At 66.7% G+C, this 21,419-nt stretch carries 24 protein-coding genes; 6 read left to right on the top strand and 18 right to left on the bottom strand.

Translation table 11 applies throughout. The annotated features are described in order from the left end of the window. Positions 1–78 precede the first annotated feature (78 nt). From IP91_RS17700 to IP91_RS17720, 5 genes are read right to left on the bottom strand one after another with little or no spacing between them, the layout of a single operon-like run. On the bottom strand, positions 79–1,050 hold the full coding sequence (locus IP91_RS17700; RefSeq protein WP_145650419.1) for an HpcH/HpaI aldolase/citrate lyase family protein: 972 nt from the start codon (positions 1,048–1,050) through the stop codon (positions 79–81). Next, positions 1,043–2,149: a cysteine protease StiP family protein gene (locus tag IP91_RS17705; protein ID WP_145650420.1), complete on the bottom strand. Its 1,107-nt coding sequence runs from the start codon at positions 2,147–2,149 to the stop codon at positions 1,043–1,045. Before IP91_RS17705 ends, IP91_RS17700 begins: the two co-directional genes overlap by 8 nt. Further along, positions 2,146–2,898, bottom strand: coding sequence for an HAD family hydrolase (locus IP91_RS17710; RefSeq protein ID WP_145650421.1), 753 nt, complete (start codon positions 2,896–2,898; stop codon positions 2,146–2,148). The genes IP91_RS17705 and IP91_RS17710 overlap by 4 nt, the downstream gene beginning before the upstream one ends. Continuing rightward, the gene (locus tag IP91_RS17715; protein WP_145650422.1) at positions 2,891–4,063 is read right to left on the bottom strand and encodes a phosphoribosyltransferase domain-containing protein; all 1,173 of its coding nucleotides are present in this window, start codon (positions 4,061–4,063) and stop codon (positions 2,891–2,893) included. Before IP91_RS17715 ends, IP91_RS17710 begins: the two co-directional genes overlap by 8 nt. After that, positions 4,060–5,082, bottom strand: a complete 1,023-nt coding sequence (locus IP91_RS17720) for an ATP-grasp domain-containing protein (protein ID WP_145650423.1) — start codon at positions 5,080–5,082, stop codon at positions 4,060–4,062. Before IP91_RS17720 ends, IP91_RS17715 begins: the two co-directional genes overlap by 4 nt. 303 nt (positions 5,083–5,385) lie before the next feature. Between IP91_RS17720 and IP91_RS17725 the strand changes: the two genes are divergently transcribed. Continuing rightward, positions 5,386–6,723, top strand: a complete 1,338-nt coding sequence (locus IP91_RS17725) for a hemolysin family protein (protein WP_145650424.1) — start codon at positions 5,386–5,388, stop codon at positions 6,721–6,723. 47 nt (positions 6,724–6,770) lie between these two features. Continuing rightward, positions 6,771–7,538 carry a DUF3108 domain-containing protein gene (locus IP91_RS17730; RefSeq protein ID WP_145650425.1) on the top strand — a complete coding sequence of 256 codons (768 nt, stop codon included), beginning with the start codon at positions 6,771–6,773 and terminating at the stop codon, positions 7,536–7,538. A gap of 12 nt (positions 7,539–7,550) precedes the next feature. Here the strand turns inward: IP91_RS17730 and IP91_RS17735 are convergent, their stop codons facing one another. From IP91_RS17735 to IP91_RS17760, 6 genes are all read right to left on the bottom strand, one after another. Continuing rightward, positions 7,551–8,633 (bottom strand): AI-2E family transporter, encoded by a 1,083-nt coding sequence (locus tag IP91_RS17735; protein ID WP_145650426.1) that lies wholly within the window; start codon positions 8,631–8,633, stop codon positions 7,551–7,553. A 76-nt stretch (positions 8,634–8,709) separates the two neighbouring features. Beyond that, positions 8,710–9,297, bottom strand: coding sequence for an SCO family protein (locus IP91_RS17740; RefSeq protein WP_145650427.1), 588 nt, complete (start codon positions 9,295–9,297; stop codon positions 8,710–8,712). Between the two features lies 1 nt (position 9,298). Then, complete coding sequence (cyoE, locus tag IP91_RS17745; RefSeq protein ID WP_145650582.1) at positions 9,299–10,177, bottom strand: heme o synthase; 879 nt, start codon at positions 10,175–10,177, stop codon at positions 9,299–9,301. A gap of 11 nt (positions 10,178–10,188) precedes the next feature. Beyond that, positions 10,189–11,298 (bottom strand): COX15/CtaA family protein, encoded by a 1,110-nt coding sequence (locus IP91_RS17750; RefSeq protein ID WP_229474589.1) that lies wholly within the window; start codon positions 11,296–11,298, stop codon positions 10,189–10,191. Positions 11,299–11,321: 23 nt separating this feature from the next. After that, positions 11,322–11,900 carry an SCO family protein gene (locus tag IP91_RS17755; protein ID WP_229474591.1) on the bottom strand — a complete coding sequence of 193 codons (579 nt, stop codon included), beginning with the start codon at positions 11,898–11,900 and terminating at the stop codon, positions 11,322–11,324. Between the two features lie 31 nt (positions 11,901–11,931). After that, positions 11,932–12,657: an SURF1 family protein gene (locus IP91_RS17760; protein ID WP_145650429.1), complete on the bottom strand. Its 726-nt coding sequence runs from the start codon at positions 12,655–12,657 to the stop codon at positions 11,932–11,934. A 34-nt stretch (positions 12,658–12,691) separates the two neighbouring features. Here IP91_RS17760 and IP91_RS17765 point away from each other — a divergent pair, with 34 nt between their 5' ends. After that, entirely contained in the window at positions 12,692–12,892 is a 201-nt protein-coding gene (locus tag IP91_RS17765) for a twin transmembrane helix small protein (RefSeq protein ID WP_145650430.1), read from the top strand. A gap of 63 nt (positions 12,893–12,955) precedes the next feature. Here the strand turns inward: IP91_RS17765 and IP91_RS17770 are convergent, their stop codons facing one another. The 7 genes from IP91_RS17770 to IP91_RS17795 all read right to left on the bottom strand — a co-directional run bounded on the left by IP91_RS17770 (position 12,956) and on the right by IP91_RS17795 (position 18,836). Continuing rightward, positions 12,956–13,816, bottom strand: coding sequence for a cytochrome c oxidase subunit 3 (locus IP91_RS17770; RefSeq protein ID WP_145650431.1), 861 nt, complete (start codon positions 13,814–13,816; stop codon positions 12,956–12,958). Positions 13,817–13,833: 17 nt separating this feature from the next. Then, positions 13,834–14,034: a DUF2970 domain-containing protein gene (locus tag IP91_RS17775; RefSeq protein WP_145650432.1), complete on the bottom strand. Its 201-nt coding sequence runs from the start codon at positions 14,032–14,034 to the stop codon at positions 13,834–13,836. Continuing rightward, the gene (locus IP91_RS17780; protein ID WP_145650433.1) at positions 14,031–14,600 is read right to left on the bottom strand and encodes a cytochrome c oxidase assembly protein; all 570 of its coding nucleotides are present in this window, start codon (positions 14,598–14,600) and stop codon (positions 14,031–14,033) included. Before IP91_RS17780 ends, IP91_RS17775 begins: the two co-directional genes overlap by 4 nt. Before the next feature lie 8 nt (positions 14,601–14,608). Then, on the bottom strand, positions 14,609–14,716 hold the full coding sequence (locus tag IP91_RS26495) for a cytochrome oxidase small assembly protein (RefSeq protein ID WP_229474593.1): 108 nt from the start codon (positions 14,714–14,716) through the stop codon (positions 14,609–14,611). A 7-nt stretch (positions 14,717–14,723) separates the two neighbouring features. Next, entirely contained in the window at positions 14,724–16,352 is a 1,629-nt protein-coding gene (gene ctaD, locus IP91_RS17785) for a cytochrome c oxidase subunit I (protein WP_145650434.1), read from the bottom strand. A gap of 11 nt (positions 16,353–16,363) precedes the next feature. Next, the gene (gene coxB, locus IP91_RS17790) at positions 16,364–17,608 is read right to left on the bottom strand and encodes a cytochrome c oxidase subunit II (protein ID WP_145650435.1); all 1,245 of its coding nucleotides are present in this window, start codon (positions 17,606–17,608) and stop codon (positions 16,364–16,366) included. 319 nt (positions 17,609–17,927) lie between these two features. Further along, positions 17,928–18,836, bottom strand: coding sequence for a methyltransferase domain-containing protein (locus IP91_RS17795; protein ID WP_145650436.1), 909 nt, complete (start codon positions 18,834–18,836; stop codon positions 17,928–17,930). A gap of 508 nt (positions 18,837–19,344) precedes the next feature. Between IP91_RS17795 and IP91_RS17800 the strand changes: the two genes are divergently transcribed. From IP91_RS17800 to IP91_RS17810, 3 genes are all read left to right on the top strand, one after another. Continuing rightward, positions 19,345–19,920 carry a ComF family protein gene (locus tag IP91_RS17800; RefSeq protein WP_199754635.1) on the top strand — a complete coding sequence of 192 codons (576 nt, stop codon included), beginning with the start codon at positions 19,345–19,347 and terminating at the stop codon, positions 19,918–19,920. A gap of 11 nt (positions 19,921–19,931) precedes the next feature. Then, positions 19,932–20,402, top strand: coding sequence for a tRNA (uridine(34)/cytosine(34)/5-carboxymethylaminomethyluridine(34)-2'-O)-methyltransferase TrmL (trmL, locus tag IP91_RS17805; protein ID WP_145650437.1), 471 nt, complete (start codon positions 19,932–19,934; stop codon positions 20,400–20,402). A gap of 120 nt (positions 20,403–20,522) precedes the next feature. Further along, positions 20,523–21,404: an REP-associated tyrosine transposase gene (locus IP91_RS17810; RefSeq protein ID WP_145650438.1), complete on the top strand. Its 882-nt coding sequence runs from the start codon at positions 20,523–20,525 to the stop codon at positions 21,402–21,404. Positions 21,405–21,419: the final 15 nt, after the last annotated feature.

Here is a 21,419-nt window from a genome sequence, read left to right on the forward strand (position 1 = left end):
CTATCTGGTTAATGTGTGGCGAGGCCGTGGCCTGCGCCGTTCAGGTACACGGCGATCCGGGATCGCCGCCAGGCTGCGTCAGTGCCGACCCGGGTCGGCGCCGATGATTTTTTCTGCTGCCATGCCACCGCCTTGCCGCCATGCGGCGGGCCGCAGCAGGCTGACCCGCGCGGGCGGATGCGTGCCGAAGCGGCTGGCCCGCGCCATCACGGCGCTGGCCCAGTCGCGGTGCGTGGCCACCTCGCACATCGAATCGTCCATGCGGAACACGGCGGGCGCATCGGCATCGAGGATCCTGCGCGCCATCGCCACCTCGGTCGGCTGCACGCGGTAGTGCTGCTCGATCAGGTCGATCTGCGTGGGATGGATGGCCGTCTTGCCCACCATGCCGTACGCCAGGTCCTGCTGCACTTCCTGCGCCATCAGTTCCGGGCAGTCGAGATGCTCGAACACGGGCGCGGTCAGGCGAAAGCCGTGCGGGCGGAACGTCGTCACCAGGTTCGCGATCACGGGTCCCAGCGGCGTGGCGTACAGCGTCATGGTGCGCGGACGGCGCAGGCCGAGCAACGCCAGCAGGTCGTTGCCGCCGATGCGCAGCGCCAGGATGCGGGGCGCCACGTCCGGTGCCGCCAGCCGCACGCGCAGCTCGCGCATCTCCAGCGGATCGAACACCTCGGCCGTTTCCAGCGTGGGCATCAGCAGGTGGCGCGTACCGGCCAGCGGCGCCAGGTAGTCGTCCAGGTTGGCGCGGGTGGTCTTCGGCAGCACGAAGCCCGTCAGCTTCGCCGCGCCGGGCATCGCCAGCACGCGTGCCAGGATGTCCGGGTTCCGCACCCGCACGAAGCGGTCGAGCGGTGCCTCGGCCGGCATGTCGCGCAGCGTGGCAGCCAGGTTGGCCAGCGCGATGGCCAGGTCGCGCGCCGCCACCGCATCCTCGGTGCAGAAGATCACGGAGCGCAGCGATGGCAGCCGCGCCCCGCTGGCGATGGCGGGCAGGTCCTTGTGCGTAGCGGGCACATACAGCGATGCGCCTATGGGCTGGTCATGCATCGGTACCACTCCTGATCAATGAAACGGCATGATAAGGCAAGTCGGGATCGACCGCGACGGGCACGCCCTTCTCCTGTGCCAGCACCTGCAGGTGCGCCACTGCCTCCGCGGCCGGATCGCGCAGGATCAGCAGGTATGGCACGCGGCGCAGCAGCACGCGCGTGGCTTCGCCAATGCCGGGCTTGACCAGGTTGATGTCGGCGATGCCGTACTGCGCCGAGATCGCGGCCAGGCAGGCGCGCGACGTGGCAGCGGCACGCTCGCGCTCCAGCGGCACGGCGTCGGGAATCCCGGCACCGGCAGCGCGTTCCAGCGCCGCGGCCACGATGTCGTCGGCAAAGCTGCGCGAGCGGTCCTGTGGTGCGAAAGTTCCGTAGTACACGCAGCCATGAAAGTCGCCGGGCCCGATGGCCTCGTTCAGGATCGAACGGCTGATGAGGCCCGAAACGGTGGCGTTCAGGATGCTGGACGGGATCAGGTAGTCGGCCGCGGACGCGGCGCAGGCGGCCGTGCCGGCCAGGTCGGACAGCACGAACAGGCCGCTGTCGATGGCCACGCCATGGCGCGCATTGAACAGCGCCACCCAGTGTTCCAGCTCGCGGGAGATCACGCCCTTGCCGGTCCAGCCGTCGACGAACACGATCGATTCCGGCGCATGGCGGGCCACGATCGCCCCCAGCGCCACTTCGTCGATGCCGCGGTCGCGGATGATCGATACGGAATAATGGGCCGCCGCGCGGTCGAACACGCGGGCCAGCAGGTGCTTCAGGATCACTCCCACCGGCGTGCCGGCGCGGGCCAGCGATACCAGCGTGATGTCGCCGCCCCGCCGCGCGGCGATCAGGCTGGCCAGCACCAGGCAGTCGGCCGCCATCTGCTCGCGGTTCTCGCGGCATGCCGCATCGAACAGGTCGAGATAGCGCGCCGATGGCAGCGATTCCGGCGACAGCATCTCGCTGTAGTGCCGCTGGCCGGACTGGATCAGCGCTTCCTTGTCGGCCACGCTGACGAAGTCCTGCGCCGGCAGCTGCTTGAGCAGGATCTGCACGTCGTCGGCGCGGTAGCTGCCGGAGAAAGGGGTGTCGCGGGATGGCGTCACAGCGCCTCCACCGTCAGCGCCGCCAGCTGCGTGCCGCGCGGGATGATCGCGTAGTCGCAGGCGGCCATGAAGCGCGCGTCCGACCGGCTGTCGCCCATGCCGAAGGTCATGATGGCACCATGCTGCTCGCGCAGCCGCGCCTGCACGTACTCGACGGCGCGCACCTTGTTCAGCCGCTGCGGCATGATGGCCAGGTTGTTGCCGTTGCGATGCAGGCAGAAGTCCTGCCCCTCGTCCGCCAGCCATGGCAGCACGGCCTCCGCTTCGACGGGATCGAGGCGCTCGGACCGCTTGTCCGGATCCTTCACCACCACGTAGAACGGCAGGCCGTAGTCCTCGATCAGGCGCGCGCGCATGGCCAGGCCGGCACGTTCCGCGTACGCGTCGATCACCGCCATGGCCCGGCGCAGGCCCGGCAGCGCGGTCGCCATGTCGTCGCCCATGCGGGCCAGCCAGACGGGGTCCGGCGCGCCGTCGGGGGCCAGCACGATGCCGCCGTAGTCGATGATCTGGTAGCTCGTGAACGGCAGGCGCACGCGGCCCAGCGCATCGCGGTTGCGCGCCGTGGCGGGAATCATCGTCATGCCGGCGGCGAAGTGCTCGATGAAGGCGCGCTGCCGCCCGTTGGTGTACGAGATCGGCGCGCCGTCCTTCAGGAAGGCCACCGGCTCCAGCACATCGTCCGCGCCGCACTTGGGCAGCGAGGTAAACAGGGTGTCGTCGAGGTCGACGAACAGGAATTTATTCAACGTGATGCTCCGAGCGGAAGTGGATGAGCCGGGCGCCGAGCTGCGCGGCGAGCGCATGGAGCCCGTCCTGCTGGCTATTGTCGAGCGGCGTTTCGTGGCAGATGAACACGTGCGCATACTGGCCGGGCCGCACGTTGTACAGGTAGTTGGCGACGCCCTCGCCGTAGTTGTCGGCGAAGGCCAGGCGGCTGCCGATGGCGCCCCATTGCAGGATCGGCGAGCGCGTGGTGGACTGCACGGCCACGTCGATGCCCCGATCTTCCAGCGCGCACGCCAGCACGAACGGCGCGTGCATGAATTCGCCCGTGCCAAGCACCAGCACGGATTCGCCGGGCTGCACGGAGGACGCCAGGGCTGCCACGATCGATGACGGGACCGTCAGCCTGTGCGCCAGCCCGGTACGGCCGAATGCGCCGCCGACCGGCAAGCTGCCGGCCGCGCCCACGATCTGTGCCGGCGGGGCCTGCGGTGGCGCGTCGCCGGCCTCGAACGCATAGCTGCCCTGCAGCGCGGCGCCCAGGGTGACGGGCAGGCCGATGTCACGCCCCAGTTCGGCCGCGGCCCCTGACCCCATGAAGTTGGCCAGCGTGACCACGTGGACGTGCGCCAGCGCGGGATTGAGCGCGCGGCAGGCGGCGGCCAGGTTGCGGAAGGTGTTGCCCGTGCTGGCCTCGTCGTCCACCAGCACCAGCGTGCGGGCGCGCAGGAACAGCTCGCGCAGCGTCGCGTCCACGGGCAGGTGCAGGAACTGGCGCGGCGCATGGCTGTGCGCTTCGGTGAATTCGATCAGGGGCACGCCATCCATGCGGTAGCGGGTGGTGTGCAGGAACAGCGCTTCCTGCGCGCCATCGCCGGCCAGGTGGGCATCGAACACGCCCTGCCCCAGCCCGACGGCCGTCTCGGCCAGCCCGACGAACACCAGGGGACCGGGCAGGTCCGCCGGCAGCTGGGCGGCCAATGCCGCATGCAGCGCGCGCATGGCGGCGGGACGCGAAGGCCAGTGCTTGCCCAGCACCTTGCTGACGAACAGGAAGCCGCGGCGTGCATTGGCGCGGGCACCGAAGCCCAGCAGCGCATCGAGGGCGAACGGCCCGGGTGCCACGTCAACGCGCAGCACGCCGGTGGGCATGGCGATCTCGCGGCTGTCCGTCACGAGGGTCGTCATGCGTCCTCCGCCAGCACGACCGGCAGCGCCGCCTCGGCCACCCGCACGCCGGCGCGCACCGGCGGTATGTCGATGCGGTCGAAGCCCTGGTCGAAGCCGGCCAGCGCCACGTAGGGCAGCACGGGGCCGGCCAGGCAGGCCATGCCGATGCCGCCGGACATGCGGGGATTGATCTCCAGCAGCCGCAGCCGCCCTTCGTGCTCGCGGAACTGCACGTTGAACAGGCCGTTCAGGCCGTAATCGGCCGTCAACTTCGCCGTGGCGGCGAGGATGTCTGCACGAGGATCGATCACCTGCCCCGTGCCGGCCGCCATTGGCTTGCGGCGCGGGACGGCGCACACCAGGCGCCCGGCGTCGCCCACGCAATCGACGCTGTACTCGTGGCCGTCGAGGTACTCCATCAGCAGCATCGTGCGGAAGTCTTCCAGCTGGCCGAGGCCCGTGCGCAGGTCCTCCAGGCCGATGTGATACTGCTCGCCGGCCAGCAGCAGTTGCGCGCTGCTGCGCCGTTCGTCCAGGATCGCAAAGCCCAGCCCATACACGGACTGGGAAGGCTTCACGCACAGCTTGCCGTGCTTCGCGCGCAGCACGGCGTGCGCCGCATCGAATCCGGCCAGCGTCGTGAAGGGCAGCGTTTCCGGCGGCGCGGCCAGCGGCAGGTCGACCGTCGCATAGAAGCGCGCCTTGTCGTGCAGGAGCTCTAGCACGGCCGGGCTGCCCACCGTCAGCACGCGCGTGCCCATGGCAGCAAAGCGCTCTGCCGCACCGCTGATCAATGCCGCCTCGCGGCCCGGCACGAAGATGCCCACCTCGTGCCGGCGGCAGAAGTCGAGGCACCAGGCCAGGTACTCCTCGCCCTTCAGCTTCGGTTCCAGCTCGAAATGGTCGGCGGCCGCGGCGGCGATGCCGGCGCTGCCGGCGGTGTAGATCAGGCGATAGCGGCCCGCCCGGTCTTCCTGCCGGATGAGCCGCATCGCCGTGGCGACCGATGAAAACGTCCTGTTGAACCAGACCCGCATAATGCCTCTGAAGTAGGGAAAGCGACCACCTTGCGTGGAACTATCCGGCCCCCGTTCTGCAGGCCAAACCTGCCAACTATACTGGTTTTGCGGGCCGGCTCAAAACACGGCTGGCGCGCGCGGCACGCGGCATCCTTCGCCGGCATGGTCCGCACGCGCCGGCGAAAATTGCGCGGACCGGCGGCCGGGTCGGATAAGATGGCGTTTTAAACTACCCGCTTTCGGGGAAGTTCGCGCCTTTTGGCAGCGTATGGCCACACGTCAGCGCCTGCGCCGGGCCGGCTGCAACCCGAAGTGCGTCCTATGCATAATCTACTGCTTGTCCTGCTGGCCTTCCTCCTCGTTGCATTGAACGGTTTCTTCGTGGCCGCCGAATTCGGCATCGTGACGCTGCGCCGCACCCGCGTGCGCGCCATCGCGAAAACGCAGGGCTTCAAGGGCCGCATCCTGGAAAAGGTGCACGGCCAGCTCGATGCCTACCTGTCGGCCTGCCAGCTGGGCATCACGCTGGCCTCGCTGGGCCTGGGCTGGATCGGCGAACCGGCGTTTGCCGGCCTGCTCGAACCGCTGCTGGCGGCCATCGGCATCACGTCGCAGGAAATCATCCACGGCATCTCGTTCGTCTTTGCCTTCGTCACCATCTCCTTCCTGCACATCGTCGTCGGCGAACTGGCGCCGAAATCGCTGGCGATCCGCATTCCGGAAGCGGTGGGCCTGTGGTGCGCCGTGCCGCTGTATGCGTTCTACTGGATGATGTATCCCGCCATCTGGCTGCTGAACCAGAGCGCCAACATGGTGCTGCGCCTGGCCGGCCTGAAAGGCTCGGGCGGCCATGAGTCGCACTATTCGCTCGACGAGCTGAAGCTGATCCTGCGCACCAGCAAGCCGGGCGAGCAGTTCAACCGCGACGAGCGCAACATCCTGGCCAACACGCTGGACTTCTCGCAGCTGCGCGTCTCCGACCTGATGCGACCCATCAACGAGGTGATCGCGCTGCAGGCCTCCCGCCCCATCGAGCAGAACCTGGAAACGGTGGTGCGCAACCGCTTCTCGCGCTATCCGTATTTCGACGAGGACGGCAACAGCGTGCTGGGCGTGGTGCACCTGAAGGACCTGTTCTTCGCCCAGCAGTCCGGCAAGCCGATCCACTCCTTCACGGCCTTCCTGCGCCCGGTGGAAACGATCTCCGCGCGCACGCCCGCGCTGGAACTGTTCCGCCGCTTCCGCGAAGGCGCGCCCCACTTCGCGCTGATCGGCGAAAAGGGCAAGCGCCCGGTCGGCTTCCTTACGCTGGACAACCTGCTGGGCGCGATGGTGGGCGAGATCCACGACGAATTCCGCCTCAACGAGAACGACTGGCTGAAGGGGGCCGACGGCACGCTGATCGGCAAGGCCAGCCTGCCGATCTTCTCGCTGGAACGGGTGCTGGGCATCGACATCGAGAACGAGGAAATGGGCCTCGACGAAGTGGAATCCGTGGGCGGCCTGGTCATGCTCAAGCTCGGCGACATCCCGAAACAGGGCCAGCGCGTGAGCTTCAATGCCTTCGACATCGTGGTGCGCAAGATGAACGGCCCGCGCATCCTGCTGGTCAAGGTGATCCCCCGCCAGGTGCGTCCGGCCGAGGACGAGCAGGACTGATCCGCCACTGGACTATACTCGGGGGCTTCACCACCGTGGAGATCCCGATGCGTCCATCCTGTTCCGCCATCTTCCTCGCGCTCCTGCCGGCGCTCCTGCCGACATTCCTGCTGGCCGGCGCAGTCCACGCCGCACCCCAGTATGTCGAAGTGGGCAGCCAGCTGCCCCGCTTCAACCTGCTGAAGGAAGGCAGCCACCGCTACCTGCGCTACCTGCGCACGGCCGACAGCAACACGGCGCTCGACATCTGGCAGCGCGACATCCACTTCGACGGCAAGCGCCTGCAGATCCGCCAGCGCTGGGACGCGGTCGGCAAGACGCCATCCACCAAATGGCTGGAATCGACGTTCGACACAGGCACCTTCCGGCCGCTGACGCACGTGCGCATCACGGAGAAGGACGGCAAGAAGACTGTCGAAGGTTTCGCGTTCGCGCCGGACCGCATCACCGGCCTGCCGGACCTGCCTGACAACACGCAGAAGGCGCTGGTGGTGCCCTCGCCCGAAGCGGCCTTCAACTTCGAGACGGACATGGAATTTTTGCAGGCGCTGCCGCTGGCCGAGGGTTACGAGGCGCAGATCGTGTTCTATCACGCCGGCGGTGCGGCCGCGCCGGCGCGCTACACGTTCAAGGTGGCGGGCAGCGAGGCGATCGGCGGCCCGGCGGGCCCGGTGGACTGCTGGCTCGTCACCACCGACTACAACCAGCCGGGCAGCGTGTCGAAGTTCTGGTACGCGAAAGGCACCCAGCAGATGGTGAAGCAGGAAAGCACGCTGCCGGATGGCCGCGTGCTGGTGAAGACGCTGCTGGACTGATTGCAGGTTCCGTCACGGCGCCGCCTCGCCATGCGCAGGGCCGGCCTGGTGCGGCGTGACGGGATGCACATTGGTCCAGTTGCGCAGCAGGCCGAGCGCCACGGCCAGCAGCGTGGGCCCGATGAACAGGCCGACGAAGCCGAAGGCGATCACGCCGCCCAGCACGCCCAGCAGCACCAGCAGGAACGGCAGGCTGGAGCCGCGGCTGATCAGCAGCGGCTTGACGACATTGTCCACGCCGCTGATCAGGAACACGCCCCACACGGCCATGAAGATCGCCCAGCCGGTGCTGCCCTGGTAGAACAGCCACAGCGCGGCGCCGCCCCACACCAGCGGCGGCCCGACGGGAATCAGCGAGAACAGGAAGGTGGCCACGGCCAGCAGCGCCACGGCCGGCACGCCGGCGATCAGGAAGCCCACGGCGGCCACGGCGGCCTGCGCCAGCGCCGTGCCGAGCAGGCCGTACATCACGCCGCGCACGGTGCGGGCGACGGTGTCGGCCACCTCCAGCGCGTGCTCGCCCATGATCTTGTCCATGCCTACCGACAGGGCCCGCAGCAGCGTCTGGCCGTCGCGGTACAGGAAGAAGCTCACGAAGGCGGCCAGGCTCACCTGCGCCACGCCGCTGCCCAGCACGATACCGCCGCCCAGCAGGAAGTGCCGGGCCGGCTCCATGAAGCGCTTGGCTGTATCGACCAGCTGTTCGCGGCTGCCGATCAGGCCTTCGAAATAATGGTAGGCACTGTCGCCGATGACGGGGATGGTGCGCAGCCAGGCCGGCGGCGCGATGGTGCCGGCGTCCAGCGCGGCGCGCAGCGCGCGGTACACATTGCCGGCGTTATCCGCCACGTTCCATGTCACGAGCGCCAGCGGCAGCAGGATCACGAGGACCAGCGACACGGTCATCACGGTGGCGGCCAGCGTGCCGCGGCCGCGCAGCCGCGCCACCAGCCGCAAGTACAGGGGCCAGCTGGAGATCGTGATCGCGCAGGCGAACAGCACGGCGGGGAGGAACGGCCGCAGCACCCACAGGCAGCCGATGACGAGGAAGACGATGGCCGCGAGGCGGGTATAGGGTTGAAAGCGCTTTTCCATGCGTTCGGCCGGCAGAATGGCGATGCGCCAGCTTAGCAGGGTTGCGCGGCGCCGCGGCCGCCTGGAACTTAAGGGTTCATGAAAGCAGCAGCTTCAGGTCGTGCACGATCGGCGCGGCGCCCTGGTTATGGCGCAGGAACAGGCGCGGCTTGCCCTGCTTGTCGAACACGTAGCTGCCGGCCGTGTGGTCGATCGTGTAGCTGTCCGGCGTCTGGCCCGGCACCTTCTGGAAGAACACCTTGAATTCCTGGGCCGTCTGGATCGTTTCGGCCGGCGTGCCGTACAGGCCCACGAAGCGCTTGTCGAAGGCCGGCGCGTATTCGCGCAGCAGCTCGGGCTTGTCGCGCTCCGGATCGAGCGTCACGAACAGCACCTGCACTTCGTCCGACTGCGGGCCCAGTTCCTTCATCACATTGGCCATTTCCGCCATCGTGGTCGGGCACACGTCCGGGCACTGCGTGTAGCCGAAGAACATGACGACGACCTTGCCCTTGTAGGTCTCCAGCGTGACGGGCTTGCCGTCGTGGTCCTTCAGCGAGAAGCCCTTGGCGTAGTTCAGGCCCGTGATGTCGGTGTTGTTGAAGGCCGGCCGGCGCTCCGAACAGGCGGCCAGTGCGAGGACGAGGAACAGCGGCATGCACAGCGCGGCGAACAGCTTTTTCATGTCAGATCCGGACGTAGTGGTCGAGCAGCAGTGCGCCGAACAGCAGCGCCAGGTAGAGAATCGAGAACGCGAACGCCTTGCGGGCCAGCAGGTCGCTGTAGTTGCGCCAGATGCGCCAGCCGTACCACAGGAACACGGCATCCAGCACGACGGCACTGGCCAGGTAGATCAGCCCGCTCATGCGCACCGCGAACGGCAGCAAGGTGGTGGCGGCCAGCGCGATCGAGTACAGGAACACGTGGAACTGCGTGAACCCCATGCCGTGCGTGATGGGCAGCATCGGCAGGCCGGACTTGGCGTAGTCGTCGCGGCGGTACAGGGCCAGCGCCCAGAAGTGCGGCGGCGTCCACAGGAAGATGATCAGCACCAGCAGCCAGGCCTGCATCGGCACGTCGTTGGCCACGGCCGCCCAGCCCAGCGCCGGCGGCATCGCGCCGGACAGCCCGCCGATGACGATGTTCTGCGGCGTGGCCGGCTTCAGTATCATCGTGTAGATCACGGCATAGCCGACGAAGGTGACGAAGGTCAGCCACATCGTCAGCGGATTGACCAGCGCATACAGGATCCACATGCCCGCGCCACCGATGATGGCCGAAAAGACCATGGTCTGCTGCGGGGTGATCTCGCCGCGCGCCATCGGCCGGCGCGCGGTGCGGGCCATGCGCGCATCGATCTCGCGCTCGGCCAGGCAGTTGACGGCGAACGCAGCGCCGGCCAGCAGCCAGATGCCGATCGTGCCGGCGACGACGGTGCGCCAGGGCGGCAGCTCGTCGGTGGCGAGGAACATGCCGATGACCGCGCAGAACACCGCCAGTTGCGTCACGCGCGGCTTCGTCAGCGCCCAGTACTGGGCGACGCGGCTGGCGGTGGTGTGGGTCAGGGCTTGGGTGGTCATCGGGGGGACGTCAGGAACACAACCCGGTAGTTTACCATGGTCAGGCACAGCACGAGGGCGGCCGCCCCGGCGTTGTGCAGCACGGCGATGGCCAGCGGATAGCTCAGGTAGATCGTGGCGATGCCTGTCAATGCCTGCAGCACCAGCACGATCGCGATGCCCCGGACGGGCTTGCGCAGCGCCGCCACGTGCCGCGCGCGCCAGCAGGTGTAGCCCAGCACGAACACGACGACGAGCGCGAAATTGCGGTGCACCCAGTGGATCGCCGTGAGCGCCGAGAACGGCAGGTAGTGGCCGGCCGAGGTCTTGCCCAGCTCGCGCCACAGGTGGAAGCCGTGCCCGAAGTCCATCTCCGGGATCACCCGGCCACCGCCGCACAGGGGGAATTCGGTGCAGGCCAGCGTGGCGTAGTTGGTGCTTACCCATCCGCCCAGGAACAGCTGCACCAGCAGCACGACGCCGGACAGGGCCGCCAGCACGCGCAGGCCGCCCGGCATCACGGCGGGTACGCCAGCCGGGCCGGACGACTGCACCGCGTGGTTCTGCTTTTCTCCGAACCACACCAGCAGCGCCAGCAGGCCCATGCCCAGCAGCAGGTGCATCGTGACGATGATCGGCTGCAGCTTGAGCGTGACGGTCCAGGCGCCGAACGCGCCCTGCAGGCAGATGAACAGGAACAGCGCGGTCGGATAGCCGGGCTGGTAGCCGGCCTTCTTCTCGCGGCGCCAGCGGTACCAGGCGGTGGCCATCATCGCCATGATCAGAATGCCGATGCCCATCGCCAGGTAGCGGTGGATCATCTCGACCCAGGCCTTGAACAGCGTGACGGGGCCGGTGGGCATCAGCGCCTCGGCCGCGCGGATCTCGTCATGCGCCAGGAAAGGGTTGGCCAGGCCGTAGCAGCCCGGCCAGTCAGGGCAGCCCAGGCCGGAATCGGTCAGGCGGGTAAAGGCGCCGAACACGATCAGGTCGAAGGTGAGGAACACGCTGACCCAGACGAGCTTGCGGTACTTGTCGACATCCTTCGAGATCCAGACCATCGACAGCGGCAGCAGCGCGACGATCAGGGCGGTGATGGCCATCTGGGCCAGCGTGGTGTGATGCATGCAGTCTCTTTAAAATGGTCGGCCTAGCCGATCGACGACGCCTTGAGCAGCTTGCCCAGATCCTTCTTGACCTGCGAAGGATCCGGGTGACGCGGAAAGCGCATCATCAGATGGCCGCGCGGGTCGATCAGCCAGATATGGTCCTCGGCGCGGCTGCCCGGTTCGACCGGCAGCCATTGTGCCACCTTGTCGGCCGGCGCGCGCAGCATGCGCGTGCCATCCTCCACGCGCAGCAGCACCGTCTCGAGCGGCCTGTCGTCCGTGATCAGCCAGACCCGTTCGATGCGCTCGCGCTCCTTGCCCTGCATGGTGCGCAGCTGGCGCATCGCGAACAGCTGGTCCTGGCAGGCCTGGCCGCAGTCCGAACCGCCCACCTTCAGCATGATCCACTTGCCCGCCATCGATTCGAGCGTGACGGGATCGCCGCCCAGCGTGCGCGTGGCCATCGGCGGGATGGGGTGCGCGGCGGGATCGATCAATGTACCGTAGTTGGTACGCGCCGCCGGCTTGATCACGTAGTAGGTGAAATACGAGGCGACCAGTGGCGCGGCGCAGACGGCCAGCACGGCAAGGAGCTTCCAGCGCCCGCGCGACCGGTTCACGGGAGATGGGTGCACCGCAGGTTGGGTGGGTTCAGCTGGTTTTTCTGCCACGTCGGAATCCGCTCACGAGAAAGAACAAAAAGGCCGTCACGGCCAGCGCATACCACTGGAATGCGTAGCCACGGTGCTTGTCGACACCCAGATCCGGCGCGGGCCAGTCGCGCACCAGCATGCCTTCGCTGCCATCGGCCGAGGTCTGCTGGATGACGAAGGGTTCGAACGCCAGGCCGGTGGCGCGTGCCACGTCCTCCGGCAGCGCGTTCTGCACGATCGCGTGCGGCCGCAGCGACGCCGGCTCGCCCAGCTGCAGCAGGCGGCCCGCATCGGGTTTCGCCAGGCCTTCGATGGTCACCACGCCCGGTGGCGTGGGATAGGCGGCGATGCGTTCGCGGTCCTGCGGATCGCGTGGCAGCCAGCCGCGTGCCACCAGCACGTGCGTGGCCGTGTGGCCGATCCGGAACGGCATCAGCAGCACGAAGCCGGCGCGCCCGCCATTGGGCCGGTTGTCCAGGTAGACGGGCCAGTCGCGCACGAAGGTGCCGGTGACGGCGATGCGCCGCCATAGCGCGCGTTCCGGCGCCACCTGCTCGCCATGCAGCACCAGCGGCGCGGCGGCATTGGCGGCAGCGATGCGGGCAGCGAGCGCCAGCTTCTGCTCGGCGCGCCCATCCTGCCAGCGGCCCAGCGTCACGCCCAGCGCTACCAGCAGCAGCGTGGCAATCAGCGGTATTGCCCCGGTGCGGAAAGGGATACGCATTACAATGAGGTCTCACCTTGAGGCATGCGCCACCATGAAAATTTTCGTCGCCATCGCATTCATCCTGATCATCGGCAGCCTGGGCTCCGCGCTGTTCTACCTGATGCGCGACCGGGGGCGCAGCAACCGCACGGTGCATGCGCTGGCGCTGCGTGTGGGCCTGTCCATCGCGCTGTTCATCGCCATTCTCGTGCTGCACCACTTCGGCTACATCCAGCCGACCGGGATCCGATAAAAAAAGCCGCAGTGACGATGCCACCGCGGCCTTCCTGTCCTTAGCGCGGATTATAGCCCTGGCCTATAACCAATACACGACGACATACAGCCCCAGCCAGACCACGTCCACGAAGTGCCAGTACCAGGCGGCGCCTTCGAAGGCGAAGTGGTTCTCCGGCGTGAAGTGGCCCTTCAGTACGCGCGCCAGCACGACGGACAGCATGATCGCGCCCATCGTCACGTGGAAGCCGTGGAAGCCCGTCAGCATGAAGAACGTGGAGCCGTAGATGCCGGACGTGAGCTTCAGGTTCAGCTCGTGGTAGGCGTGGATGTATTCGTAGGCCTGGAAGCCCATGAACACGGCGCCCAGCAGGATCGTGGCTGCGAGCCAGAAGGCCGTCTTGGCACGGTGGCCGGCGCGCAGCGCATGGTGGGAGATCGTCAGCGTCACGCCGGAGGTCAGCAGCAGCGCCGTGTTGATGGTGGGGATGGGGAACGGGCCCATCGTGCTGAACGTGTCCACCACGCCGGCCGGGCCGGCATTGCCCCACTGCGGCGCGAAGTCCGGCCACAGCAGCTTGTGGTCCAGGTCCGACAGCCACGGCATGGAGATCACGCGTGCGTAGAACAGCGCGCCGAAGAACGCCGCAAAGAACATCACCTCGGAGAAGATGAACCAGCCCATCGACCAGCGGAACGAGTAATCGATGCGGCGGCTGTACAGCCCCGCTTCCGATTCGCCGATCGCTTCGCCGAACCAGCCGAACAGCACGGCCAGCATCGCCACGATGCCGGCCAGGCACAGGTAATGGCCCCAGGCCGCGTCGTTGACCCAGCCGGACGCGCCGGCCATCGTCGCGAGCATCGAGATCCCCGCCAGCATCGGCCAGCGCGACGGTCCCGGCACGAAGTAATACGGTGCTTCAGTCGAACGCATTTTCATCTCCCCGTGTACTGCTGTTATGGTGACACCACCAACCGGACAATCACAATCAGAACAATGACGAACAGCGCGGCGGCCAGCAGGCCGGCCGCGATCACGTGCAGCGGATTCAGCCTGCCCGAATCCTGGTCGAAGTCGCTCTTGCGGCGCAGGCCCACGAACGACCACAGCACCGCCTTGAGCGAATATAAGAACGACGGCTTGCGTTCGCCCTTCACAGCTTGCCTTTCGACGTCGAAGCCGACACCGGTGCCTGCGCCAGCCCCGCCACCTCGATGAACGTGTACGACAGCGTGATCGTCTTCACTTCGCGCGGCAGCTTCGGATCGATGTAGAACATCACCGGCATCTGCTTCGCCTCGTGCGCCTGCAGGGTCTGCTGCCGGAAGCAGAAGCACTCCACCTTCTTGAAATGCGGCGTGGCGCTCTGCGGCGCATAGCTGGGCACCGCCTGCGCATTGACGACGCGGCCCTGCGAGTTCACCACTTCGTACACCACCGTCGCCAGCTCGCCCGGATGCACCGTCACCCGGCTCGTGGTGGGACGGAAGCGCAGGGTGCCCTGCACATTGCTGTCCAGTTCCACCGTGATGCTGCGGCTCCTGTCCACCTGCGTGTTCGACGGCGCGGCCACCGTGCCATCCTTCTGCGTCAGCACATTGATGCCCAGCGCCTCGCACAGGTGCTTGTAGACGGGGATCAGCGCATAGCCGAAGCCGAACATCGCCACCGCGATGACCAGCAGCTTTCTCAGCAGGATGCGGTTGTCGGGATTCATGGCCATGGCGGGCCTCAGCTCAGCCAGATCCGCTTGACGAACACGGAGACGAAGAACAGCAGCGCCAGGCCGCCCAGGATGAGCGCCAGGCGCAGGTTGCTGCCCTTTTTCGGATCGGTCATGGCGCGCCTACTTCACCAGCGGCGGCGTTTCAAACGTGTGGAACGGCGCCGGCGACGGCACGGTCCACTCCAGGCCTTCCGCGCCTTCCCAGGGCTTGTCGGCGGCCGGCGCACCCTTGCGTATCGTCGGCAGCACGACGCACAGCAGGAAGAACACCTGCGTCAGGCCGAAGCCGAACGCGCCGATCGAGACGATGGCGTTCATGTCGGCGAACTGCGCCTGGTAGTCCGCATAGCGGCGCGGCATGCCGGCCAGGCCCAGGTAGTGCATCGGGAAGAACGTGACGTTGAACGTGACGAGCGACAGCCAGAAGTGGATCTTGCCCATCGTTTCGTTGTACATGTGGCCCGTCCATTTCGGGCTCCAGTAGTAGAAGCCGGCGAACAGGGCGAACAGCGAGCCGGCCACCAGCACGTAGTGGAAGTGCGCCACCACGTAGTAGGTGTCCTGCACCTGGATGTCGATCGGCGTCACGGCCAGGATCAGGCCCGTGAAGCCGCCCATCGTGAAGACGAAGATGAAGCCGACGGCGAACAGCATCGGCGTCTCGAACGTCATCGAGCCCTTCCACATCGTGGCGATCCAGTTGAACACCTTCACGCCGGTGGGCACGGCGATCAGCATCGTGGCGTACATGAAGAACAGCTGCGCGGTGACGGGCATGCCGGTGGTGAACATGTGGTGGGCCCACACGATGAACGACAGGATGGCGATCGATGCGGTGGCGTACACCATCGAGGCGTAGCCGAACAGCGGCTTGCGCGCAAAGGCCGGGATGATCTGCGAGATGATGCCGAACGCCGGCAGGATCATGATGTAGACCTCCGGGTGGCCGAAGAACCAGAAGATGTGCTGGTACAGCACCGGATCGCCGCCGCCGGCCGCGTTGAAGAAGGTGGTGCCGAAGTGGCGGTCGGTCAGCGTCATCGTGATGGCGCCGGCCAGCACGGGCATCACGGCGATCAGCAGGTAGGCGGTGATCAGCCAGGTCCAGCAGAACATCGGCATCTTCATCAAGGTCATGCCGGGCGCGCGCATGTTCAGGATGGTGACGATGATGTTGATGGAGCCCATGATCGACGAGGCGCCCATGATGTGCATCGCGAAGATGGCCATGTCCATGCCCGGGCCCATCTGGGTGGACAGGGGCGCGTACAGCGTCCAGCCGGCTGCCGTGGCGCCGCCCGGCACCAGGAAGGAACCGGCCAGCAGCAGCGCGGCCGGCGGCAGCAGCCAGAAGCTGAAGTTGTTCATGCGCGCGAACGCCATGTCGGAGGCGCCGATCTGCAGCGGGATCATCCAGTTCGCGAAGCCCACGAAGGCCGGCATGATGGCGCCGAACACCATCACCAGGCCGTGCATCGTAGTGAGCTGGTTGAAGAACTCGGGCTGGAAGAACTGCAGGCCGGGCTGGAACAGCTCGGTGCGGATCAGCAGCGCCAGCACGCCGCCGGACAGCAGCATGATGAAGGAGAACCACAGGTACAGGGTGCCGATGTCCTTGTGGTTGGTGGCAAACAGCCAGCGGCGCGCGCCGGTGGGGTGATCATGGGCGTGGTCGTGCTCATGTGCGTGATCATGCGCATGGTCGTGATCGTGCGCGTGGCCAGCGGTGTCGAGAGTAGTCGTGCTCATGATGAAGCTCCTTACTTACGTGCTGCCACAATTTCGGCCGGTTGGACGATGTTTTCCGCTGCCTTGTTCGACCAGTTGTTGCGCGTGTAGGTGATCACGGCGGCGATGTCGGTATCCGACAGCTGCTTCCAGGCCGGCATCTCGGCCGGGTACTTGCCGCTCTTCTGGCCGTTCAGCAGCACGTGGATCTGCCCATCCTTCGGACCGTTCACGACGGCCGAACCGTCCAGCGGCGCGAACGCGCCCGGCACGCCCTTGCCGGTGGCCTGGTGGCAGACCACGCAGTTGGTCGCGTAGACCTTCTCGCCCTTGGTCTTCAGCTCGTCGATCGTCCAGGTCTTGTTCGGATCGTCCGCCAGCGCGGCCATTTCCTTCTTCTTCCCTTCCACCCAGGCCGTGTACTCGCCGGCCGTGACGACGCGCACGACGATCGGCATGAACGCATGCTCCTTGCCGCACAGCTCCGCGCAGTAGCCGCGGAAGGTGCCGGTGTGTTCCGACTTGAACCAGGTATCGCGCACGAAGCCGGGAATCGCATCCTGCTTCACGCCGAAGGCGGGAATCCACCACGAGTGGATCACGTCGTTGGCGGTGGTGACCACGCGGATCTTCTTGTGGACGGGGACGACCACCTCGTTGTCCACTTCCATCAGGTAGTTCTCGCCGCGCGCCTGGGTGGGCGCCTGGCCCGGCGCGCCGATCTGCGACCGCGGCGTGGACAGGTTCGACACGAACGAGATGCCCTCCCCTTCGCCCTGCAGGTAGTCGTAGCCCCACTTCCACTGCATGCCGGTGGCCTTGATGGTGATGTCGGGATTCGACGTGTCCTTCATGCCGACCACGGTGCGGGTGGCGGGCAGCGCCATGCCGATGACGATCAGGAACGGCACGACCGTCCAGGCGATTTCCACGGCGGTGGATTCGTGGAACGTGGCGGCCTTGTGGCCGACGGACTTGCGGTGCTTGAAGATCGAGTAGAACATCACGCCGAACACGGCGATGAAGATCACCAGGCACACCACCATCATCCAGGTGTGCAGGTTGTAGATTTCGGAAGCGATGCCGGTGGCGGGCGGCTGCAGGTTCAGCTGGTTGGCGATGGGGCCGCCCGTGCCGCCGGTGGCCGCGGCGTAGGTGCCTGGATTGCCCGATGCGGATGATGTGGCTGTGGCTGCCGGCGCTGCCCAGGCCGGTAAACCGGCCAGTGCCGCCATGGAGGCGGCCAGCAGCGCGTGAAGTCGCTTCGCAAGTTTCATATTTTCCCCAAACCACCCAAGATAATAAGAAATTATTATTGCGACGACCTGCCGGCGGGCCAGTGGTCGTCGTGCATGCATACACCGAGCGGTCCTGGGACCGCTCTCGCCACCGGCAAAATCAATATCACCGATGGGTTGACTATTGATGCCTTGCTCGCGTTGGTCCTGCTCGATCCCGCCGGTGGATGCTTCTGTCCGGTTGGAAATTAACAGGCCAAAACAGTCAGGGATTATAAGCAGTAACACTTTGCCTGATCAAGGCAAATTGCCCTTCTGTTAATGGTGCGGCGCGGCATGAACTTCTCTTATAGGAGCCTTATTTCGGGGCCTTGGGCGCGAAGCGGACGATGGCTTCGCCATCCTTCGTCATGCGGGCCTGGGGGCGGAAGGCGTGCCCGTAGATGACCTCGAACGTAAGGGCCAGCTTGCCGTCGGCGCGACGGCCTTTCTCGAAGGCGGCCAGCAGGCGCGCGTGGGCCGCCCTGCCGAGCAGGCCCTTGCGGGCCGTCGTCAGCGGATTGCCGCCGAGGGAGCGCACGTCGGCCAGGAGTTTGCCGGCATCTTCGTAGGTGACGGTGATCTTCTCCATGTCCATGACAGGGGTGGAGAAGCCCGCCTCGACCAGCTGGTCGCCGAAGTCGTGCATGTCCACGAAGGGCAGCGTGTGCGGTGCAAGATCGATGTCGGCAAAGGCGGTGCGCACTTCCTGCAGCGAATCGGGCCCGAAGCAGGAAAACATCAGCAGGCCGTTCACGCGCAGCACGCGGCGCCATTCGGCGAACACGCGGTCCGGCTGCGGGTGCCAGTGCAGCGCCAGGTTCGACCACACCAGGTCCACGCTGTTCGGCGCCAGCGGCAGGTCGGCAAAGTCGCCGCAGACGACGTCGATGCCGCTCTTGGCCGGCAACAGGCGGCTGATGAAGCGGTTGAGGCCCGTGGCCTGCTGGCCGTCGACGCCGCGCAGGATGGGCTCCGACAGATCGACGCCGACGATCTGCGCGGCCGCGTACTGCTTCTGCAGCACGGCCAGGTCCGCACCGGCGCCGCAGCCGGCATCCAGCACGCGCTGCGGCGCCAGGCGCACCAGCTGCAGGCGCTCGAGCATGCGGTGGGCGATCTCGCGGCGCAGGAATTCGGCTTCGGTCAATTTGTCCGGACGGGAGAAAATGGCCCGGACCCGTTCCAGGTCGATCGGGGCGGACAGCTTGGGGGGACGCTCTTGCATGGCTCTGGACAGGGGGACGATAATGGGACAGTTTACAATGCCGCCCGCCGGACTGCCTGGAGCGACGATGCTGGCCTCTGCCGCGAACACCATTCTGGCTGCGCTGCTGCCCTCCGCGTGCGTGCTGTGCGGGATGCATGGACGGGCGGCTTTGTGCGCTGCTTGCCGGGCGCAGTGCCTGGGTGGCGGTGAGATCCGGTGCCCGGTTTGTGCGGATCCGGTGGGGTGGTCGGCGCTGCCGGATGCGGTGGCTGCGGGCTTGGGTGCCGGGGTGTCGTCTGCGGCGGCATGGGCTGGCGCCGGGCTGGATGGTGCGGCTGCTGGAGGGACAGCTGGTGGCGGTGCGGGCGTTGGCGGTGCGGGCGTTGCCGGTGCAGGCGTTGGCGGTGCGGGTGTTGGCGGTGCTGACGTTGTCGGCGCGGGTGTTGGCGGTGCTGACGTTGTCGGTGCGGGTGTTGGCGGTGCTGCCGGTGGCGGTGCTGCCGGTGGGGCGTCGGTGGCGGCGCCGTTGCCAGTCGCTTCGACGGCTTCGGTGGCGGTGGCCTGCGGGCGCTGCCTGGCGCGCCGGCCCGCCTATGACGCGACAGTGGTCGCCGCCTCGTATGCGCTGCCGCTCGACCGCCTCGTGCTCGAACTGAAGTTCGGCGGCCAGCTGGCGCATGCGCGGCTGTTCGCGGAGCTGCTGGCCGATGCGGTGCGCGCCACGCCCGGCTTCGTCGCGCCGGCCCTGCTGTGTCCCGTGCCGCTGGGTGCGGGGCGGCTGGCCTGGCGCGGCTTCAACCAGGCGCTCGAAATCGCACGGCCACTGGGCCGCCTGCTGGACATCGCCGTGGAGCCGCGGCTTGCCGTGCGGGTGCAGGAGACGTCCGCACAAAGCAAGCTGCATGGGGGCAGCCGGCGCGCCAACGTCGCCCACGTGTTCGCGATTCCCGACCGCGCGCTGGTCGAGGGCCGGCACATCGGCATCGTCGACGACGTGATGAGCAGCGGCCAGACGCTGGGCGAGCTGGCCGCCGTGTTCAAGCGCCATGGCGCCGCGCGCGTCACGAACCTGGTCTTTGCGCGCACGCCGCCCCACCTCTAAAGGAGAGCAAGTTGTTCCATGTAGTGCTGGTCAATCCCGAAATCCCGCCGAACACCGGCAACGTCATCCGCCTGTGCGCCAACACAGGCGCGCAGCTGCACCTGATCGAACCGCTCGGCTTCCCGCTGGACGACGCCAAGCTGCGCCGCGCCGGCCTCGACTACCACGAGTACGCGCGCATGCAGGTACACAAGGACTGGGCCGCCTTCCTGGCCGCCGTCTCGCCCGACCCCGCGCGCCTGTTCGCGATGACGACGCACGGCTCCACCCCGTTCGGCCAGCTGGCCTTCCAGCCGGGCGACGTGTTCATCTTCGGCTCCGAAACACGCGGCCTGGCCTCCGAGTTCCGCGAATCCTTCCCGCCCACCCAGCGCATCCGCCTGCCCATGCGCCCGGACAACCGCAGCCTGAACCTCTCCAACACCGTCGCCGTCGTCGTGTACGAGGCCTGGCGGCAGAACGGCTACGCCGGCGGGGCGTAACAGCCGAGCCCGTGTCCACCTTGGGGTCAGACCCCGACATGGACACGAGCTCATCCATTGCTATCGAAGTTTGGTGATGCACCTCACGCCCAGCGAACTCACCCGTGCTAGCTTTGCTGGATGGCCCGAGCTCCCCGCATCCAATACCCCGGCGCGTTGTATCACGTGACTTCCCGTGGCAACCGACGCGCGCATATCTATCTCGACGTTCGCGATTATCAAATCTGGCAGGATCAACTTGCGGCAACAGTTGAACGCTTCAACTTTGCCGTGCATGCGTTCTGCCAGATGCCCAATCACTACCACATGATCGTGCAAACGACGGAAGGCAATCTGTCTGACGGGATGCGCTACCTGAACGGAACCTACGGGCAGAAGTTCAACTGGCGTCACAATCTGGTTGGGCACGTCATACAGGGGCGCTTCCACACTGTCCTCATGCGTCGAGAAACGCAGCTTTTGGCAACCGCCCGGTATGTCGCCTGGAATCCGGTACGTGCCGAGCTCGTAAAGTCGGCCCAGGAGTGGCGTTGGGGAAGCTATCCACACACCTCCGGCCTCGCCCATCCTCTCGATTGGCTGGACGATGACTGGCTGATCAGCCAGTTTGGTGACGGTGACAGAAAGCATGCGGCAATGCGGTACCGGGCATTTGTCAACAGCGAAGAGATGCCGGCGGATCCCCTGGTCGACCACGGTGCACGCGGCCTGGATACCGCTGCGAGATGCCGCCGGTTAGCGTTGTCGCTGGAAGAGTATCAGCGTCGTTACGTCAACAGGAATGAGGCAATGGCACGCGCCTATTTCTCCACCGCGTACACGATGCCTGCCATCGCAGCCCACTTTGGGGTATCGGCCAAGACCGTCAGCCGCGCTGCTGCGACATTCGAGCCACTTCTTAAAGCCGAGCTCGTGTCCATGTTGGGGTCTGACCCCACGGTGGACACGAACTCGGCCATAGAAGCCAACGGTGTTGGCATAATTGCACGCAAAGTCGTATAAGCAATCTAACTCAGG

It is taken from the genome of Pseudoduganella lurida, from assembly GCF_007830455.1.
Taxonomy (GTDB): Bacteria; Pseudomonadota; Gammaproteobacteria; order Burkholderiales; family Burkholderiaceae_D; genus Rugamonas; species Rugamonas lurida.